This window comes from Micromonospora sp. Utrum1 (assembly GCF_057197805.1).
Genome location: NZ_CM170071.1, coordinates 4,412,444 through 4,429,642, shown reverse-complemented (window position 1 = coordinate 4,429,642; position 17,199 = coordinate 4,412,444). Strand labels below are relative to the sequence as shown.

Genomic DNA, 17,199 nt, shown 5'->3' with positions numbered 1-17,199 from the left:
GCACGCGGCGGACGCGTGCCGGCGTACCGCGCGGGCGGGTCGGCGACGGACGCACCGGGGCGCGCCTGCCGCCTCACGTCGACGGTACGGCGCATCCCCGGCACCCGGTGGACGTTTGCCCTGGCCACTGCGCGCCGACCGGCCGGGCGGCGCTACCCCTCAGGCGGCCGTGACGGCGAGCGGCTCGGCGGGCCTGGCCGGCGCCGGGTCGGTGGACCGCCCGCTCGACGGGCCGACCCCGCCCGGCTCCGCGGTCGGCGGCGCGGGACGCGGGACCCGGGCGGCGCGCAGCCCCTCCTGGGCCTTGTTCCAGGCGGCGCAGGGCCAGGCGGCCCCGACGCAGCTCGGGCTGACGCAGACCTCGTCCTCGTCGGGCTGGTGGGCGTCGGCCACAGCCGCGGACAGGCCCCACAACAGCGGATCGGTCACCTCGGCCGGTCGGTCGGCGTGCTCGGTGCTGGCTTCGGACATGTTCAGGTCCCCCCTCTTTGAGCCGCCCCTCTGTTTCCAGAACGTCCCTACGCCAAACCTGGTCACGCCGGATCTTCCGAGTTCGCCTCCGCCCGGCCGGCGGCATAGGCTGACCGACGTGGCGAGGTACTACGACCTGCACCCGGACAATCCCCAGCCCCGGGTGCTTCGGCAGATCGTCGACCTGCTCCGCGGCGACGGCCTGATCGCCTACCCGACGGACTCCTGCTACGCCCTCGGCTGCCAGCTCGGCAACCGCGCCGGGGTCCAGCGGATCCGGGAGATCCGCCGCCTCGACGAGCGGCACCCGTTCACCCTGGTGTGCGCCGACTTCGCCCAGCTCGGCCAGTTCGTCAAGCTCAGCAACGCGGTCTTCCGCCAGGTCAAGGCCGCCATCCCGGGCAGCTACACGTTCATCCTGCCGGCCACCGCCGAGGTCCCCCGGCGCCTCCAGGATCCGCGGCGGCGGGTCGTCGGGGTCCGCGTACCGAAGCACACGGTGACCCAGGCGCTGCTGGCCGAACTCGGCGAGCCGCTGCTCTCCAGCACCCTGCTGCTCCCCGGCGAGGAGGAGCCGCTGACCCAGGGGTGGGAGATCAAGGAACGGCTCGACCATCTGGTCGACGCCGTGGTCGACGCGGGCGACTGCGGCCTGGAGCCGACCACCGTGGTCGACCTGTCCGGGCCGGAACCGGAGATCCTGCGCCGCGGCGCCGGCGACCCGTCCCGCTTCGAGTAGCGATTCGCCGTTCCACCCCGCCGCGCCCCGGCGGTGCGGCACCGTGGGGTCCGGCGGACGGTGACGGGGGTACGGCGTGAGCGCACTCGTGCTGATCACGGTGCTCGGCGCAACCGTGCTCGTCGGAACGACCATCGGCGGCCGGTACAGCGTGGCGCCGCCCGTGCTGCTGATCGCCATGGGGGCGGGGCTCGGCCTGCTGCCGCCGTTCGACAACGTGATCCTCGAACCCGAGGTGGTGCTGCTGCTCTTCCTCCCGGCGATCCTCTACCGGGAGAGCCTGGTCATCAGCCTCCGCGAGATCCGGGCCAACCTCGTGGTGATCGCCCTGCTCGCCGTCGCGCTGGTGATCCTCACGATGGTCGCCGTGTCCTACGTGGCGCAGGCGCTCGGCGTCGAGCCGGCCGCGGCCTGGGTGCTCGGCGCGGTGCTCGCGCCCACCGACGCCGCCGCCGTGGCCGGCCTGGCCAAGCGGATGCCCCGCGGCATCCTCACCACGCTGCGCACGGAGAGCCTGGTCAACGACGGCACGGCGCTGGTCCTCTTCGCGGTGGCCGTCGGGGTGATCGCCGGCGGGGCGGTGCCCAACGCGCTGGAACTGGGCGGCCAGTTCGTCGGCAAGGCGGTCGGCGGGATCCTCTCGGGTCTGCTCGTCGGTGGCGTGGTCGTCCTGATCCGCAAGCACGTCGACGACCCGATGCGCGAGGGCGGCCTGAGCATCCTCACCCCGTTCGTCGCCTTCCTGCTCGCCGACGCGGTGCACGCCAGCGGGGTGCTCGGGGTCGTGGTCGCCGGCCTGCTGCTCTCCTACGCGGGGCCGCAGGTGATCCGGGCCCGCTCCCGGCTCACCGCGTACGCGTTCTGGGACCTCTCCACCTTTATGATCAACGGCAGCCTCTTCGTGCTGCTGGGCATGCAGGTGCCCCGGTCGCTGCGCAGCATCACCAGCCACTCGCCGCTGGAGTCGTTCGGCATCGCGGTGCTGATCGTCCTGGTGGTGACGGTCACCCGCATGATCTGGGTGCAGCTGTCGGTGGCCGGGCTGCAGGGCATCGACCGCCGGGAGTCCCGCCGCGCCCGCCGCTTCGACGCCCGGGACCGCACCGCCGCCGGCTGGGCCGGATTCCGGGGCGCGGTCTCGCTCGCCGCCGCGCTGGCCGTCCCGGTCACCACGCACGCCGGGACCCCCGTGCACGAACGCGACCTGATCATCTTCGTCACGGTGGTGGTGATCGTGCTGATCATGCTGGTGCAGGGCACCACCCTGCCGGCCGTGGTCACCTGGGCCCGCCTGACGGGGGACCGGGAACGAGAGCACGAGGTGCGCTGGGCCCGGATCCGGGCGACCGAGGCGGCCCTGGAGGCGTTGCCGGAGGTCGCCGCCGAACTCGGCGCGTCCCTGGACACCGTGAACCGGCTCCGCGCCGACTACCAGGACCACCTGGCGGACGTCCGCTCCCCGCGCAGTGACGAGGTCGACGAGGAGCGTGACATGGCCCGGCGGCTGCGCCTCGGCGTGCTGGACCGCAAGCGGCAGGAGGTCACCCGGCTGCGCAACACCAACCAGATCGACGACGTGGTGCTGCGGCAGATCCAGGCCGCCATCGACATCGAGGAGGTCCGGCTGCTCGGCCCGGCACCGGAGGACTGAGCGCCCAGCTCTTGAGCGTGGCTCCCGGCGCGGCCGGGCGGGGAGCTGAGACGACCCCCGCCCGGCCCGTCCGGTCAGCCGGCGCAGTAGACGTCGCCGGAGCAGCCCTCCAGGCCCCGGGCCCAGGCGATCATGTTGGCCCCGTTGTAGATCTCGGACTGCACCAGGGTGCAGGCCGCCGCCTGCGCCGGTGCGGCTCCGAGGAACAGCCCCGGCGGAAACTTTCAGGGCTTGAGCACCACCTTCAGGCAGTCGTCCTGCTTGTTCTTGAAGATGTCGTAGCCGTGCGGCGCGTCGTCGAGCCGCATGGTGTGGGTGATGATGAAGCTCGGGTCGATCTCGCCCCGGTGGATGCGCTCCAGCAGCGGCCGCATGTAGCGCTGCACGTGGGCCTGCCCGGAGCGCAGGGTCAGCGACCGGTTCATGAACGAGCCCATCGGGAACTTGTCGATGAACCCGCCGTACGCCCCGATCGCCGCGACGGTGCCGCCGTTGCGGCAGGCCAGGATGGCCTCGCGCAGCGCGTGCGGCCGGTCGGTCTCCGCCTTCACGGCCTGCTTCGCCCGGTCGTACGCCTGCAGGGCCGCCGAGGGGTGGTGACTCTCCATGCCGACGGCGTCGATGCAGACGTCCGGCCCGCGGCCGGCGGTCATCTCGCGCAGCGTGTCCAGGACGTCGGTCTCCTCGTAGTTGATCGTCTCCGCGCCGGCCCGGTCCCGGGCGATGCGCAACCGGTAGGGGAACCGGTCGATGACGACCACCTGTTCGGCGCCGAGCAGGAAGGCGCTCACGGCGGCGAACTGACCCACCGGGCCCGCGCCCCAGACCGCCACCACGTCACCGGGCTTGACGTCGCCCATCTCGGCGGCCATGTAGCCGGTGGGCAGCACGTCGGACAGGAACAGCACCTGCTCGTCCGGCAGCTCGTCGCCGACCTTGAGCGCGCCGACGTCGGCGTACGGGACCCGGACGTACTCGGCCTGCCCGCCCGCGTAGCCGCCGAGCAGGTGCGAGTAGCCGAAGATGCCGGCGGGAGTGTGGCCCATGGCGGTCTCCGCGATCGCCGCGTTCGGGTTGGAGTTCTCGCAGACCGAGTAGAGGCCGCGTTGGCACGAGCCGCAGTCCCCGCAGGCGATGGGGAAGCCGACGACCACCCGGTCGCCGACGCGCAGTCCGTCCCGTGCCCCGGCGCCCAGTTCGACGATCTCGCCCATGAACTCGTGGCCCAGCACGTCGCCGCGCCGCATGGCCGGGATGAACCCGTCGAGCAGGTGCAGGTCGGATCCGCAGATCGCCGTCGAGGTCACCTTGAGGACCGCGTCGCGCGGGTTGAGGATCGTCGGCTCCGGCACCTCCTCGACGGCAACCCGGTTCGGTGCCAGCCAGCAGTTGGCCTTCACGGTGCCTCCCTCACGCGGTCCGGTGGGCCGCCAGCGGGCGGGCCGGACGCTGCTTGGCCTGGGTCTGGATGCTCGTGCCGTCGGGTGTCCCGTCCGACCGGGTGATCTCGCCGGTCTCGATGATCTGCTTGAACCGCCGCAGGTCGTCGCAGATCTGCTGCTGCGGGTTCTCGCCGAACGCCTTCGCCACCAAGGTGCCGAGGCGGCGGCCGGGCACCGCGTACTCCAGTTCCACCCGCACCTCCGTGCCCTGGTCGCCGGCGGCCGGGGTGAACCGGACGGTGCCGCGGTTGGGAACCCGGGAGCCGTCGACGGAGCGCCACCGGATGAGCTGGTTCGGGCGCTCCTCGACGATCTCCGCCTCCCACTCCACGGTCCGGCCGGCCGGCGCCTTCGCCGACCAGCGGGTGCGCCCCGGACCGGTGCTGCGCACCGACTGGAGGTGGTACATGAAGCCCGGCAGGTTCTCGAAGCCGTGCCAGAAGTGGTACGCCTCCTCGGGGGTGCGGTTGACCGTCACCGACCCGTGCGCGAAGCCCGGCGGGCTGATCCGGCGGTTGCGGGTGGCGCGCACCGAGGCGTACAGGTCGATGGCGGTGATCCCGCCCAGGGCGGCGAGGGTGAGGCCGAGCCGCCGGCGCCGCTCGCCGCACCGGTTGCGGTACGCCTGGCCGGTCACGGCCAGGTCGAGCGCGTCACCGGCCACCCGGGTCCAGGCCCCCATCCCAGCGCGCCGGGGCACCAGCAGCACCGCGGCGTGGCCGATCTCGCGGAGCCCGGCCGCCCGCAACACCGCCCTGGCCGTGGGCGAGTCGTCCACGCCGACCGCCCGGGCCACCCGGGAGCCCGCCGCGAGCGTGGTCACGCCGAGGCCGAGGCTGAACCAGCCCAGGAAGCGGGCCAGGCCCTCCGAACCCCGGTCCCGGGTCGCCCGCTGGATCCCGAGATTGTCGGCCACCGAGCGGACCCCGAGGGTCGTTTCTCGTGTCATGCGTCGTCACCCCGTGTCGGAGAAGGGGTCGGTGACCATGGCCCGAGCGAGCCCGGTGCGGATTTCCGCGGTGCCGCCGGTCCCCGACTGGCCGGCGTGCCATTCCCGCAAATCCCCGCCGCACACCTGCGCCCCGCCGGCCGGGGTGGCACACCGGCGGGCGGGCGGCCCGGGGGAGCGGGGGCCGCCCGTGCCCGGGGACGTGGCGACGGCCCTCAGTCGCTCTCGGGGACGGCCATCTCGCCGAGCCGCGACCAGTCCTGCTGCGGCACGCTCATGTTGACGATCCGGGGCGTCTCGGCCAGGTGCGGCGGCAGGGTGCGCTGGGCCTCGCGGAAGTGCGCCGACTGCACGTGCGCCGCGCCGGCCTCGTCGTCGCGGAACGCCTCGACCAGCACGTACTCGGTGGGGTCGTCGAGGCTGCGGGACCAGTCGAACCAGAGGCAGCCCGGCTCGGCCCGGGTGGCCTCGGTGAACTCGGCGGCGATCTGCGGCCAGCGGTCGGCGTCCTCCGGCCGGATCCGGAACTTCGCGGTAATGAAGATCATGCGGCTCAGGCTACCCAGGCTGGCAGCGGCTCGCCGCCGTCCCCGCTCAGCCCTTTGTGACCGGGGTCAGCAGCTCGGATGCCCGCCGGTCGGCGAACGCGGTGACCGCCTGCTGCCCGGCGCCGAAGACGATGGCGACGCCCAGCAGGGCGGCGGTGCTGTTCACCGTGGTCTCCACCAGGCCGCCGATCACCAGCATGATCCCGACGACCGCGACCAGCGGACCGATCGCCAGCTTCAGCAGGCCCTGCTGAAAGGGCAGCTTGTAGGGCAGGCCGCCGGAGCGTGAGGTGATCATGGAGGGCAGGGCGCTGATGAACGCCCCGAGCGCTCCGGCGATGAGCACGAAGAAGAGCAGCCGCCAGGCCGGCACACCGGCCGCGTCGGTCGGCGGCTTCAGCAGCTGCACGTCCCGGCTGCGCCACTGCACCAGCACCATCAGCGCCTCGGCGACCAGCGCGAAGACCGACAGCCCCAGCATCCGGTTGCGCAACCGGCGCACCGACTCGTGGAACTCGTCCGACGCCGCGTGGTAGCGCAGCAGCAGCGCCTGCACCTTGGCCTGGAACCGCGCCGGCGCCGCGGCGTCGGCCGACGCGTCGAAGTCGGTCAGCACCTTGTCGTCGGCCTTCAGGAACTGCGCGGCCGCGCCCTGGTACGCCGGCAGCAGGCCGAGCAGCTCCTCCGGCGTACGCAGCTCCACCATGGCGCGCTCCACCGAGTGGATCGTCTGCCAGGCGTACTCCAGGTTGCCGCCGCGCAGCCACTCGACCACCCCGCTGCGGCCGAGCACGGACTCCACGCCGGACAGCTGGCCGCGCAGCCGGGCGACCCGGGCGGCGTTCGCGCCGGTGCGGGACTCGATGCCGCTCAGCTGCTGGTGGAGGTCGTCGAGCTTGGTGCGCACCCGCACCTGCCACACGGCGGCGGGCACGGTGGACCCGCCGCTCCCGCCGCTCCCGCCGCTCCCGCCGCTCCCGCCGCTCCCGCCGGGTGCCGGCGGGGCCGGATTGTCGGGTGTGCCCTCGGGCTGGGTCTCCTGGTCGATCATGGTGACTGCCCCCCAACCGGCGCAGCTCGGCCGCTGCCCTCTCTACCCAGTATCCGCAGGTCAGAGGCGATATGGCCAGGGCGGTTCGGGCATTTGACAGCTCCCGTGCCGCAGCGGTCCCGACCCGACGGTCCAGGATGGCGGAGCCCGGTGCCGCCCTCTCGGCGCCGCCCCGGCGGGGTGGCCCGCCGTCCGGGCCGCAGCGCCGCGCCGTGCGGTGGATGTCCCGCCGGCAGTCATCTCCGACGATGGTCCGAGGTGGACCGAGCGGACCGGTGCGGCCACCGCCACCGCAGCAGGGAGGGCGACGTGCGCAGACAGGACAGGCTCCGCTGGGCGCTGGGCGCGGCGACGGTCGTGATCGTGGTCGGAGGTTCCGGGTCGGCGTCGCCGCCCGCCGTGGCGGCGCCCGGGTCGCGGCCGAGCGTGGTGCGTTACGACTCGGTGGACCTGGCCGAGTACGAGCGGAAATGGTCGAACATCTACGGCCCGCTGGACGGGGCGACCCGCGGCATTGCCGACGGGGTGCTGACCGTCAGCGACGTGCCGTTCAAGACCGGTGTGGACTTCAACGTCTACGACCACCTCAAGTACATGGCCGTCAGCAACCGGACCTTCCCGGCCCCTCGGCAGGGGTCGGTCGAGTTCGCCGTGGACATCACCGCGCGCACTCCCGGCGCGACCGGCGGGCACGTGGTGCACGGCCGGTACGGCCCGCCCGGCTCCGCCGCCGTCGCCGACCCGACCGCGCGCCCCTACGTCAGTCCGGTGCTGGAGGGGCAGCAGGCGGCGGTCGTACTCAACATGATCGACTTCTGCACCGGGCAACTCTTCGACTGGTTCGTCTCCGGCACCCGCGCCTTCCCGCTGATCGAGCGGCTGCCCAGCACGGTCACCGGGAACACCACCGACCCGGACTGCCCGGGCGCCACCGAGGTCGGCCTGGACAAGGCGTACACGCAGATCATCCGGGAGGTGCCGATCACGCCGGGCGTGCCGCACCGGGCGGCGATCCGTTACCGGCAGGCCGGCGGGCACGCCAGCGTGACGTACCTGCTGGACGGTGCCGTGATCGCGCGGGTCGGCGAGGTCGGCGTGCCGCTGGACCGGCAGGGCGTCCCGTACACCGGCATCTATCCGTCCCTCGGCGGCGGCGAACCGCTGGCCGGGAAGATCCGGTCGTTCTCCCTGGGACACGGCCTGTTCAGCCTGCTCGACGCGTTCCCGTTCCAGTACGGCTGCACCCCGCCGGACGCTGCCGGGCCGGGCGTCTGCGACCCCCGGTACGCGCCCTACAGCGTCTCCATCCCGCCCGCGGAGCGCGCCTTCGGCCAGGGCGCCGTCGGCTCGTTCCGGAACTTCACCGTCCGCACGGTCGGCCGGTAGGAGGCCGCCCTCCGCTGCGGGGGACAACGGGGGCGCGTGCGGGTCGATAGCCTGGGGCGGTGACCGTCTACGCCCTCGCGCAGATCACCGTCCACGACCAGCAGCGCTACGACCGGTACGTCGCCGCCTTCCTGCCCGTCCTGGGGCGGCACGGCGGCCGGCTGCTCGCCGCCGACGCGTCCCCGCTGGTGGTGGAGGGGAGCTGGCCGCACGAGAAGGCCGTGCTCATGTCCTTCGACAGCCGGGAGGACTTCGAGCGCTGGTCGACCTCGGCGGAATACCGGGAGATCTCCCGGGACCGGGAGGCGGCCACCGAGGGCGTCGTCCTGCTGCTCGAAGGGATCGGCCACGCCTGGCCGGCCTGACCGCCCGGCGCTACAGCCGGTGCCGCACCCAGACGTTCGGCTCGACGTAGGCGGCGTGGTCGTGCGCCACGTCCACCAGCACCGGCGCCAGCGCGCCCGGCACCCGCACCGGGCCGCTGTTGTCGAACGGCAGGCCGGTCCACCGCCGCCAGTCGGCGAGGGTGCCGGTGATCGCCATCGACCGGGGCGCGACCCGTTCGATCACCCCGCCGGCCCGCACGTGCACGCGCAGCCACGGGTCGACCGGCAGGCCGTCGGGGCGGACCCGCGCCGCGTACTCGGTCATCGGCAGGTCGGGGGCGGCGGCCTTGCCGTTCGGCCGCACCGGCGCGACCAGCGTGTCGAAGCCCTGCCGGGCGACCGCCTCGCGCATCGCCGCGAGCATCAGCCCGGACACTCCGCCGCCGCGCCGGTCCGGCCGCACGCAGATCTCCAGTGCGGAGACCAGGTTCGGGGTGGCGCCGGTGAGCCGGTTGACGGTGGCCCGCTGGATCATCCGGTCCCAGCCGCCGTCGGGTAGCTCGTCCTCCGTCCAGCGCAGCGGCACGGCGTACGCCCGGGCGACGGCGCGGCCCGGCTCGGCCGGGTCGACGGCGGCGAAGACGAACTCCGGGTAGAGGTCGTGGGCGACGCTGTAGTAGACCGAGCCCATCGGGTCCCAGAGCATGAACTGCGGCCAGGCGCCGTCGAAGCCGGTGTCGAGCAGCGGCGCCAGGTCGGGGCGCTCCGCCAGGCTCACGATGTCCAGGGTCACGCCGGGCAGGGTAGAGGGGCCGCCGCTCGATCCGCACACCCTTTTCCGCCGGACAGCGGCCGGTGCCCTCCGGCCGCTGTCCGTCGCGGGAGCCTCGTCAGGTGCCGTAGACCTCGACCTCGTACAGCCGGGCGGCCGCGTCGGTGGTCTGCGTGGGGGTGATGACCTTGATCAGCACGTACCTGCCGTCGACGGACATCGGATGGGTGCTCACGCCGGCCGTGTTGCCCCGGACCTGGGCGACGGTCGTCCACATCGACCCGTCGGCCGAGACCTGCAGGTCGAAGTCCCGGGTGTTCCAGGCGGGATCCTCGCCACCGGCGGCGGCGTGGTGGACGGTGACCGACTGGATGCGGTGGGCGGCGCCCAGGTCGACACGGAGGAACTTGTTCGTGCCGACCGAGCACCACTTGTCGGCGTTGCCGCCGGAGGTGCTGCCGTTGACCGCCTTCTCGGGCCCCTCCGTGCTCGCGCACTGCGAGTCGGCGGTGGCGGGCCGGTTCAACGCCAGGTTCGTCGGGCCGCTGCCGCCGTAGACCTCGACCTCGTCGATCCGGGCCGCGGTGTTGCCGTTGTTGGTGGGTGTGGTGATGCTGAGCCGGACGTACCGGGCGGACGCGGCCGGGAAGGGGTGGTAGGTGCGGCTCGCGCGGTTCCCGGACACCGTGGTGCGGGTCGTCCAACTGCTGCCGTCGGTGCTGGTCTGGATGGTGAAGTCACCGGTGTTCCAGCCGGTGTTCTCCCCGCCGAGTCCGGCGTGCTTGACGACGACCGAGCGGACGGTCTGGTTCGCGCCGAGGTCGACCTGGAGGAACTTGGTCCCCGCGGCGAGTGAGCACCACTTGCTGGCGCTGCCGAGCCGGCCGTCGAACGCCTTCTCGGGGCCCTCGGCGGTGTTGCACGCGGCCGAGCCGCTGGCCGGCTTGCCGGCGGCCAGGTTCGGGCCCAGCTCCGGCGCAGGGGCGGGTGGGGTGGACCCGTCGGTGAAGGACGGCGGCACGTTGGCGGGGTCCGTGCCCCACGCGGACGGCGCGCCGCCCATCGCGTACGACAGGGTGGCGCCGCCGGCGAGGTCGGCGTACCGCAGCCAGGTGCGCTGGGTGGCCGTCCCGTTGACGGAGAGGCTCTGCACGTACTGGTTGCCCTGGCCGGCGTTGGCGGCGGTGATCTGGACGTCGCCGGCCGGCCGGTCGACGAGGATCGACGGGAAGACCGGGCCGTGCAGGGCGAGGGTGTCCGCGCCCGGGGTGGGCGGGTACATGCCGAGGGCGGACCAGACGTACCAGGCGGAGGTGGCGCCGAGGTCGTCGTTGCCCGGCAGGCCGCCCGGACCGGTGGTGAACGACTCGTTCATGATCCGCCGGACCGCGGCGCTGGTGCCGGCCGGCGCCGCGGCGAAGTGGTAGGCCCAGGGGACGCCGTGCTCCGGCTCGTTGCCGATGTAGAAGTACGGCTGCGACTGGCCGCCGTTGGTCTGGGTGAAGTGGTGGTCGAGCCGCTGGACGGCGGTCTGCCGCCCGCCCATCAGGTCGATCAGGGCGGCGAAGTTGTAGGGGACCATCCAGGTGTACTGGGAGGCGTTGCCCTCGACGTAGTTCGACTGGCTGGCCGGGTCGAGCGGCCACGGCCAGGTGCCGTCGGCGTTTCGCGGGTGGACGTAGCCCGATTCGCTGTTGAACGTGTTGCGCCACCACTGCGCTCGCGCGATGTGGGTGTCGTACGTGGCGGTGTCACCCAGGGCCCGGGCGAACTGGGCCACCGCGAAGTCGCTGGCGGAGTATTCCAGCGAGTCGGACGGGTCGCCGTCGATGTAGTGGCGCTGCACGTACCCGCTCTGCCGGCCGCGGATCGGGCTGCCCTGGGTGGTGCCTCCGGCGGAACTCTTCTTCATCAGGGCCAGCGCCGCGGCGGTGTCGAAGTTCCGTACGCCGAACTGGTACAGGCTGTCGACAATGATCGGGCCGGGGTCGCCGGTCATCACGAACGCCTCGTTGTTGTTGTGCGACCACTTCGGCAGCAGGCCGCCCTGCTGGCCGTCGAGCACCATGGACCGGGCGATGTCGGTCGCCTCGGCCGGCGCCAGGAAGGCGATCAGGGCCGCCCACGAGCGGTAGATGTCCCAGCCGGAGTAGTTCTGGTAGACCGGATGGTCGGCGGTGTGGATGACGTTGTCGAAGCCGCGGTACCGCCCGTCGACGTCGTTGGCCAGGTTGGGGTTGATGAACACGCGGTACAGCGCGGTGTAGAACTTCTGCAGGTCGGTGGCGGAGCCGCCGGTGACCTGCACGCGGTTGAGGATCGCGTTCCACTGGGCGTCGGCGTTCGCGCGGACGGTGTCGAAGGCGAAGCCCGACTGTTCGGCGGCGAGGTTGGCCTGCGCGCCGGCCTGGCTGACGAAGGAGATGCCGACCTTGACCTGCACCACCGGGTTGCTGGTGGTGTCGAAGGTCAGGTAGCCGCCGGAGTTGGTGCCGCTGGCGCTCGTGGAGCCGGCGGTGACGGTGCCGCCGAGCCAGGTGCCGACGCCGCTCGGGGCGCGGTCGAACTCCATCCGGTAGAAGATCTGGTAGGTCTTGCTGTTGCCGCAGAAGCCGCCACCGGTGACGCTGCCGGTCACCGTGGACCCGCTGATCTGGATCGAACCGGCGCGGCTGCCGGTGGCGCTGCGACTGGTGTTGACCAGCACCCGGGCGGCGCTGGTCGCGGGATAGCTCAGGCGCAGGATGGCGCTGCGCCGGGTGGCCGACGCCTCGACCCGGGTGTTGCCGTAGTTGCTGAGCACGGCCCGGTAGAAGCCGGGAGCGGCCTGTTCCTGCGCCTTGTCCTGGGTGGCGCGGTAGGACGTCCAGGAGGTGCCGGGGGAGGCGCCGAGCGCGCCGGTGACGGGCAGGATGCCGAGGTCCTCGTTGTTGGGGCAGCCGGCGCCGTTGAAGTGGGTGAGGCTGAACTCCTCGATCTGGGTGTCACTGAAGCGGTAGCCGGACGGTGAGGCGGTGGGGGTGTCCGGGCTCAGCTGCACCATGCCGAAGGGCTGCACCGGGCCGGGGACGGTGCTGCCGCCGGCGCCGCCGCCGACGGGGTTCGGCGCGTTGCTGTCGTCGGTGCCGATGAAGGGGTTGACGTACGGGGTGAGGTTGAGCGACGCCGCTGCGGCGGGCGAGGCGACCGCGACGAGCGCGGACGCGGTGGTGACGGCGGTGGCCACCAGCGTGAGTAGACGGGGCGGGCCTGATCGGAGCATGAGGCGGTCCTCCTTTGAGGCGCGGACGACACCGCATGACATCGTTGTCATCGACGAGTGTCATGGTCCTGTGTAGAGCGCCGGAAGGTCCGTGTCAATGGGGGAGCGGGCCGGGAATACGGTTCAGGAGGCGGCACGGCGGCCGAGACGTGCGACGGTACGACTGGAGGGACTGCCGCACGACTGGTTTCGAGCTGTCGCGATCGCGCCACCGAAGTCGCCCGCCGGATCCGTGCCGACGACGGCCCCGCTGTCGTGCTCTCGCTCCTGGCGCGGCTCGAAGGCGCGCGCGGGCGGCGGTCCGAAGCCTCGCACACCGACGGACACGACGAGCTACGGCCGGAGGACTAGGAGCCGGTCGGTCCCGTCGAGATCGGCGGCCGTTCACCGGAGCCGCGGGCCAGCAGGCGGGTCGGGATCACCACCTGCCGGGCCGGTCCGCGGTCGCCGTCGATCCGGTCGAGCAGCAGTCGCGCCGCCCGCCGCCCCATCTCCTCCGGGTCGTGCGCCACGACGCTCACACCCAGGACGTCGCCGAGATCCACGTCGTCGAAACCGACCAGAGCCGGCGGGGCGGGGTGGCCGCGCAGGGCCCGCAGCGCGCCGAGGGTGATTCGGTTGTTCATGGTGAACAGGGCGGTCGGGGCGGGGGTGCGGCCCAGCAACCCGAGCACCGCCCGTTCGGCGGTGGCGACGTCGTGCGCGTTCTCCACCAGGTAGTCCGCCCAGTTCGCCACGCCGGCCACACGCATGGCCTCGGCGAAGCCGTCCAGCCGGTCGCGGTGGGTGCTCAGTCGCGACAGGTCTCCCACCACTCCGATCCGCCGGTGGCCGATCGCGCTCAGGTGGGCTCCGGCCTGCCGGGCGCCGTGGTGGTTGTCCAGCAGGACGGTGTCCGCCGCCAGCTCGACCGGGGGCCGGTCCACGAACACGAACGGGATGCCGTGGCGGTGTTCGGCCGCGAAGTGGGCGTGCTCGGTCGCGGTCGAGGCGATCACCAGCGCTCTGACCCGCCGCTCCAGCAGCGCGTCGGCGAGTCGCCGTTCCCACTCCGGATCCTCGTCGGTGCTGGCGGTGATCAGTTGCAGGCCCCGCATGCGCAGCTCGCGCTCCAGGCCGCCCGCCAGCCGGGAGTAGAACGGGTTCGCCAGGTCGCCGATGAGCAGGCCGACCAGCGTGGAGGTGCTCGCGCCCCGGCGTAGCTCGCGGGCCACCCCGTTCAGCCGGTAACCGAGCTGGTCGGCGGCGTCGCGCACCCGCGACCGGGTGTCCTCGGCCACGCGCGGCTCGCCCGCGAGGGCCCGGGAAGCCGTCTTGACCGACACCCCGGACAGCGCCGCGACCTGCGCCAGGCTCGGTCGACCAGCCTTCCGGTCCACGGTCATGGCCGGAATTATGACACTCGCGCCCCGGCCGGCCACACCGCCTCACCAGGCCCGACCGGGCCATGAAGACGCCTCACGAAACAGCGTTATACGATGGCGCGTCAACGATGTCATGGGCTTGATCAGTAGCACCACCCCGCCCCTCGCCGGCAAGTCCGGGGAGCGTCGCAAAGGTCACTCAGCGTGGCGGTCGATATTACCGACTTGTTACGCAAATGAGCGACTTGGGCACTTGCGGAAGGGCTCCTGACGAGATTGGGTTGCCCACGACAACGAAAAGTGAGCGAAGGTCATAACCCGCGGAGGCGGCCATGCCGTTGGCAAGGTGGTGGGAGCGATGAGCGATCTGCCCGTCCTCCTGGAGATGCGCTCCATCACCAAGGAGTTCCCCGGCGTCAAGGCCCTGGCCGACGTCAACCTGGTGGTCCGGGCCGGCGAGATCCACGCGATCGTGGGCGAGAACGGCGCCGGCAAGTCGACGCTGATGAAGGTGCTCAGCGGCGTCTACCCGTACGGCAGCTACGACGGCCAGATCATCTACCAGGGCGCGGAGACCCGCTTCTCGGACATCCGGGCGAGCGAGAACGCCGGGATCGTGATCATTCACCAGGAGCTCGCGCTCATCCCGGACATGTCGATCACCGAGAACATCTTCCTCGGCAACGAGCCCCGCAAGCGGGGGGCGATCGACTGGAAGTCCGCGAACCGGAGGGCGCTGGACCTGATGGCCCGGGTCGGCCTGCGGGAGGACCCGGACACCCTGGTGAAGGACATCGGCGTCGGCAAGCAGCAGTTGGTGGAGATCGCCAAGGCGTTCGCCAAGGACGTCAAGCTGCTCATCCTGGACGAGCCGACCGCCGCGCTCAACGAGGCCGACTCCCGGCACCTGCTGGACCTGCTGCGCGGCTTCCGCTCGCGGGGCGTCACCTCGATCATGATCTCGCACAAGCTGAACGAGATCGAGGCGATCGCCGACCAGATCACCATCCTGCGTGACGGCCGGACCGTCGAGACGCTGAACGTCAAGGCCGACGGCGTCGACGAGGACCGGATCGTGCGGGGCATGGTCGGTCGCGAGCTGCACAGCCGGTTCCCGGACCACACGCCGAAGATCGGCGAGGTCTTCTTCGAGGTCCGGGACTGGAACGTCCGGCACCCAATCTCGGCCGAGCGGCAGGTCTGCAAGAACGAGAGCTTCGTCGTCCGCCGCGGCGAGATCGTGGGCTTCGCCGGGCTGATGGGCGCGGGCCGCACCGAACTCGCGATGAGCGTCTTCGGCCGCTCCTACGGCGTGTACGAGTCGGGCACGATCATCAAGGACGGCAAGGAGATCGTCCTGAAGTCGGTGGCGGACGCGATCGCCCACGGGCTCGCGTACGTCAGCGAGGACCGCAAGGCGATCGGCCTGAACCTGCTCGACGACATCAAGACCTCCACGGTCGCCGCCAAGCTGTCGAAGATCTCGCGCCACGGCGTCCTGGACGAGGTCCTGGAGTACAAGGCGGCCGAGTCCTACCGCCGGGAGCTGCGCACCAAGGCGCCGACGGTCGACGAGGGCGTCTCCAAGCTCTCGGGCGGCAACCAGCAGAAGGTCGTCCTGGCCAAGTGGATGTTCACGGACCCGGACCTCCTGATCCTCGACGAGCCGACCCGCGGCATCGACGTGGGCGCCAAGTACGAGATCTACGGCATCATCCAGCGGCTCGCCGACCAGGGGAAGGGCGTCGTCGTCATCTCCTCGGAGCTGCCCGAGCTGATCGGGCTCTGCGACCGCATCTACACCGTGTTCGAAGGCACCATCACCGGCGAGATCGCCCGGCAGGACGCGGACCCGGAAACCCTCATGAAGCAGATGACCTCGACGAAGAAGATGCAGACACGATGAGCCGAATCAAGGACCTGCAGAAGAACCTCTTCGGAGGGACCACGTCCAACGCCCGCCAGTTCGGGATGATCTTCACCCTGGTGGCGATCGTCGTCCTGTTCCAGATCCTCACGGACGGCCTGACCCTGCGATCGGACAACCTGATCGCGCTGTTCAACCAGAACTCGTACATCCTCATCCTGGCCATCGGCATGCTGATGGTGATCGTCGCCGGGCACATCGACCTCTCGGTCGGCTCGATCGCCGCCTTCACCGGCATCCTGGTGGCCAAGTCGATGGCGGAGTGGTCGCTGCCCTGGCCCGCCGCCATCCTGTTCGGCCTGGTGATCGGCGCGGTCATCGGCGCCTGGCAGGGCTTCTGGGTCGCCTACATCGGGGTGCCGGCGTTCATCGTCACCCTGGCCGGCATGCTGCTCTTCCGGGGCGGCAACCAGTTCATCGGCAACGCGAACACGATCTCCGTGCCGGAGGGCTTCCGGGTGATCGGCTCCGGCTTCCTGCCCGAGGTCGGCCCGAACACCGGCTACAACAACCTGACGCTCCTGCTCGGCCTCGCCGCCTGCGTGGCCGTGGTGTGGCGGGAGTTCCAGGCCCGCAAGACCCGCCGGGACATGGACGCCGATCCGGCCCCGATGTGGATCTCGGTGCTCCGGATGGCCGTCATGGTCGGTGTGATCGTCTTCGCCTCGCTGCGCTTCGCCAGCGGCCGGGTCGGCACGAGCTTCCCGGTCTCCGGCATCATCCTCGTGGCGCTGGTGCTGGCCTACTCCTTCTACACCCGCAACACCGCGGGCGGCCGGTACATCTACGCCGTCGGTGGCAACGCCCGGGCCGCGGAGCTCTCCGGTGTGAAGCTCAAGCGGGTCAACTTCTTCGTCATGATGAACATGGCCGTCCTGGCCGCCCTGGCCGGCATGATCTTCGTGGCCCGTTCGGCGGCCTCCGGTCCGCAGGACGGCAACGGCTGGGAGTTGGACGCGATCGCCGCGGTCTTCATCGGTGGCGCGGCCGTCTCGGGCGGCATCGGCACCATCAGCGGCTCGATCGTCGGCGGTCTGGTCATGGCCGTGCTCAACAACGGCCTGCAGCTGCTCGGCGTCGGCACCGACCGGGTCCAGATCATCAAGGGCCTGGTGCTGCTGCTGGCCGTCGCGCTCGACGTCTACAACAAGAAGCAGGGCAAGTTCTCCGTCATCGGGAGCCTCACCCGCTCGTTCCGCCGCGACACTCCCGCCCCGCCCACGGCACCGCCCGGCGCGGAACGGGAAACGGCCCGCACCGCGGTGCCGAGCTGACGCGTCACCCCGCCTCACACCCCGTATCACCTCTCCA

14 protein-coding genes are annotated in these 17,199 nt (G+C 71.8%); 6 read left to right on the top strand and 8 right to left on the bottom strand.

Annotated features, from left to right (window positions below; genetic code table 11):
- Positions 1-159: 159 nt before the first annotated feature.
- Positions 160-471, bottom strand: coding sequence for a hypothetical protein (locus AC0OLQ_RS20930; RefSeq protein ID WP_484527634.1), 312 nt, complete (start codon positions 469-471; stop codon positions 160-162).
- A gap of 118 nt (positions 472-589) precedes the next feature.
- On the opposite strand from AC0OLQ_RS20930, the gene AC0OLQ_RS20925 reads away from it, so the two are divergent.
- Both AC0OLQ_RS20925 and AC0OLQ_RS20920 read left to right on the top strand, forming a co-directional pair.
- Positions 590-1,210 carry an L-threonylcarbamoyladenylate synthase gene (locus AC0OLQ_RS20925; RefSeq protein WP_357342284.1) on the top strand — a complete coding sequence of 207 codons (621 nt, stop codon included), beginning with the start codon at positions 590-592 and terminating at the stop codon, positions 1,208-1,210.
- A 76-nt stretch (positions 1,211-1,286) separates the two neighbouring features.
- On the top strand, positions 1,287-2,861 hold the full coding sequence (locus AC0OLQ_RS20920; protein WP_484527633.1) for a Na+/H+ antiporter: 1,575 nt from the start codon (positions 1,287-1,289) through the stop codon (positions 2,859-2,861).
- A gap of 224 nt (positions 2,862-3,085) precedes the next feature.
- Here AC0OLQ_RS20920 and AC0OLQ_RS20915 read toward each other — a convergent pair whose 3' ends face one another.
- The 4 genes from AC0OLQ_RS20915 to AC0OLQ_RS20900 all read right to left on the bottom strand — a co-directional run bounded on the left by AC0OLQ_RS20915 (position 3,086) and on the right by AC0OLQ_RS20900 (position 6,851).
- Entirely contained in the window at positions 3,086-4,261 is a 1,176-nt protein-coding gene (locus AC0OLQ_RS20915; RefSeq protein WP_484527632.1) for a zinc-dependent alcohol dehydrogenase, read from the bottom strand.
- A gap of 10 nt (positions 4,262-4,271) precedes the next feature.
- Positions 4,272-5,252, bottom strand: a complete 981-nt coding sequence (locus tag AC0OLQ_RS20910; protein ID WP_484527631.1) for an SRPBCC family protein — start codon at positions 5,250-5,252, stop codon at positions 4,272-4,274.
- 215 nt (positions 5,253-5,467) lie between these two features.
- Complete coding sequence (locus tag AC0OLQ_RS20905) at positions 5,468-5,800, bottom strand: putative quinol monooxygenase (protein ID WP_357342275.1); 333 nt, start codon at positions 5,798-5,800, stop codon at positions 5,468-5,470.
- A 46-nt stretch (positions 5,801-5,846) separates the two neighbouring features.
- Positions 5,847-6,851, bottom strand: coding sequence for a hypothetical protein (locus tag AC0OLQ_RS20900; protein WP_484527630.1), 1,005 nt, complete (start codon positions 6,849-6,851; stop codon positions 5,847-5,849).
- Positions 6,852-7,160: 309 nt separating this feature from the next.
- Between AC0OLQ_RS20900 and AC0OLQ_RS20895 the strand changes: the two genes are divergently transcribed.
- Together AC0OLQ_RS20895 and AC0OLQ_RS20890 are read left to right on the top strand one after the other, a co-directional pair.
- The gene (locus AC0OLQ_RS20895; RefSeq protein ID WP_484527629.1) at positions 7,161-8,237 is read left to right on the top strand and encodes a DUF6081 family protein; all 1,077 of its coding nucleotides are present in this window, start codon (positions 7,161-7,163) and stop codon (positions 8,235-8,237) included.
- Between the two features lie 59 nt (positions 8,238-8,296).
- A complete protein-coding gene (locus AC0OLQ_RS20890; protein ID WP_484527628.1) occupies positions 8,297-8,602 on the top strand; it encodes a DUF1330 domain-containing protein in 306 nt (101 codons plus the stop codon).
- A gap of 10 nt (positions 8,603-8,612) precedes the next feature.
- Here AC0OLQ_RS20890 and AC0OLQ_RS20885 read toward each other — a convergent pair whose 3' ends face one another.
- From AC0OLQ_RS20885 to AC0OLQ_RS20875, 3 genes are all read right to left on the bottom strand, one after another.
- A complete protein-coding gene (locus AC0OLQ_RS20885) occupies positions 8,613-9,356 on the bottom strand; it encodes an N-acetyltransferase (RefSeq protein ID WP_484527627.1) in 744 nt (247 codons plus the stop codon).
- Between the two features lie 97 nt (positions 9,357-9,453).
- Complete coding sequence (locus AC0OLQ_RS20880; RefSeq protein ID WP_484527626.1) at positions 9,454-12,561, bottom strand: GH92 family glycosyl hydrolase; 3,108 nt, start codon at positions 12,559-12,561, stop codon at positions 9,454-9,456.
- A gap of 383 nt (positions 12,562-12,944) precedes the next feature.
- A complete protein-coding gene (locus AC0OLQ_RS20875) occupies positions 12,945-13,982 on the bottom strand; it encodes a LacI family DNA-binding transcriptional regulator (RefSeq protein ID WP_484527625.1) in 1,038 nt (345 codons plus the stop codon).
- 337 nt (positions 13,983-14,319) lie between these two features.
- On the opposite strand from AC0OLQ_RS20875, the gene mmsA reads away from it, so the two are divergent.
- Together mmsA and mmsB are read left to right on the top strand one after the other, a co-directional pair.
- Positions 14,320-15,867: a multiple monosaccharide ABC transporter ATP-binding protein gene (mmsA, locus tag AC0OLQ_RS20870; protein WP_357342253.1), complete on the top strand. Its 1,548-nt coding sequence runs from the start codon at positions 14,320-14,322 to the stop codon at positions 15,865-15,867.
- Entirely contained in the window at positions 15,864-17,162 is a 1,299-nt protein-coding gene (gene mmsB, locus AC0OLQ_RS20865) for a multiple monosaccharide ABC transporter permease (RefSeq protein WP_357342251.1), read from the top strand. Before mmsA ends, mmsB begins: the two co-directional genes overlap by 4 nt.
- Positions 17,163-17,199: the final 37 nt, after the last annotated feature.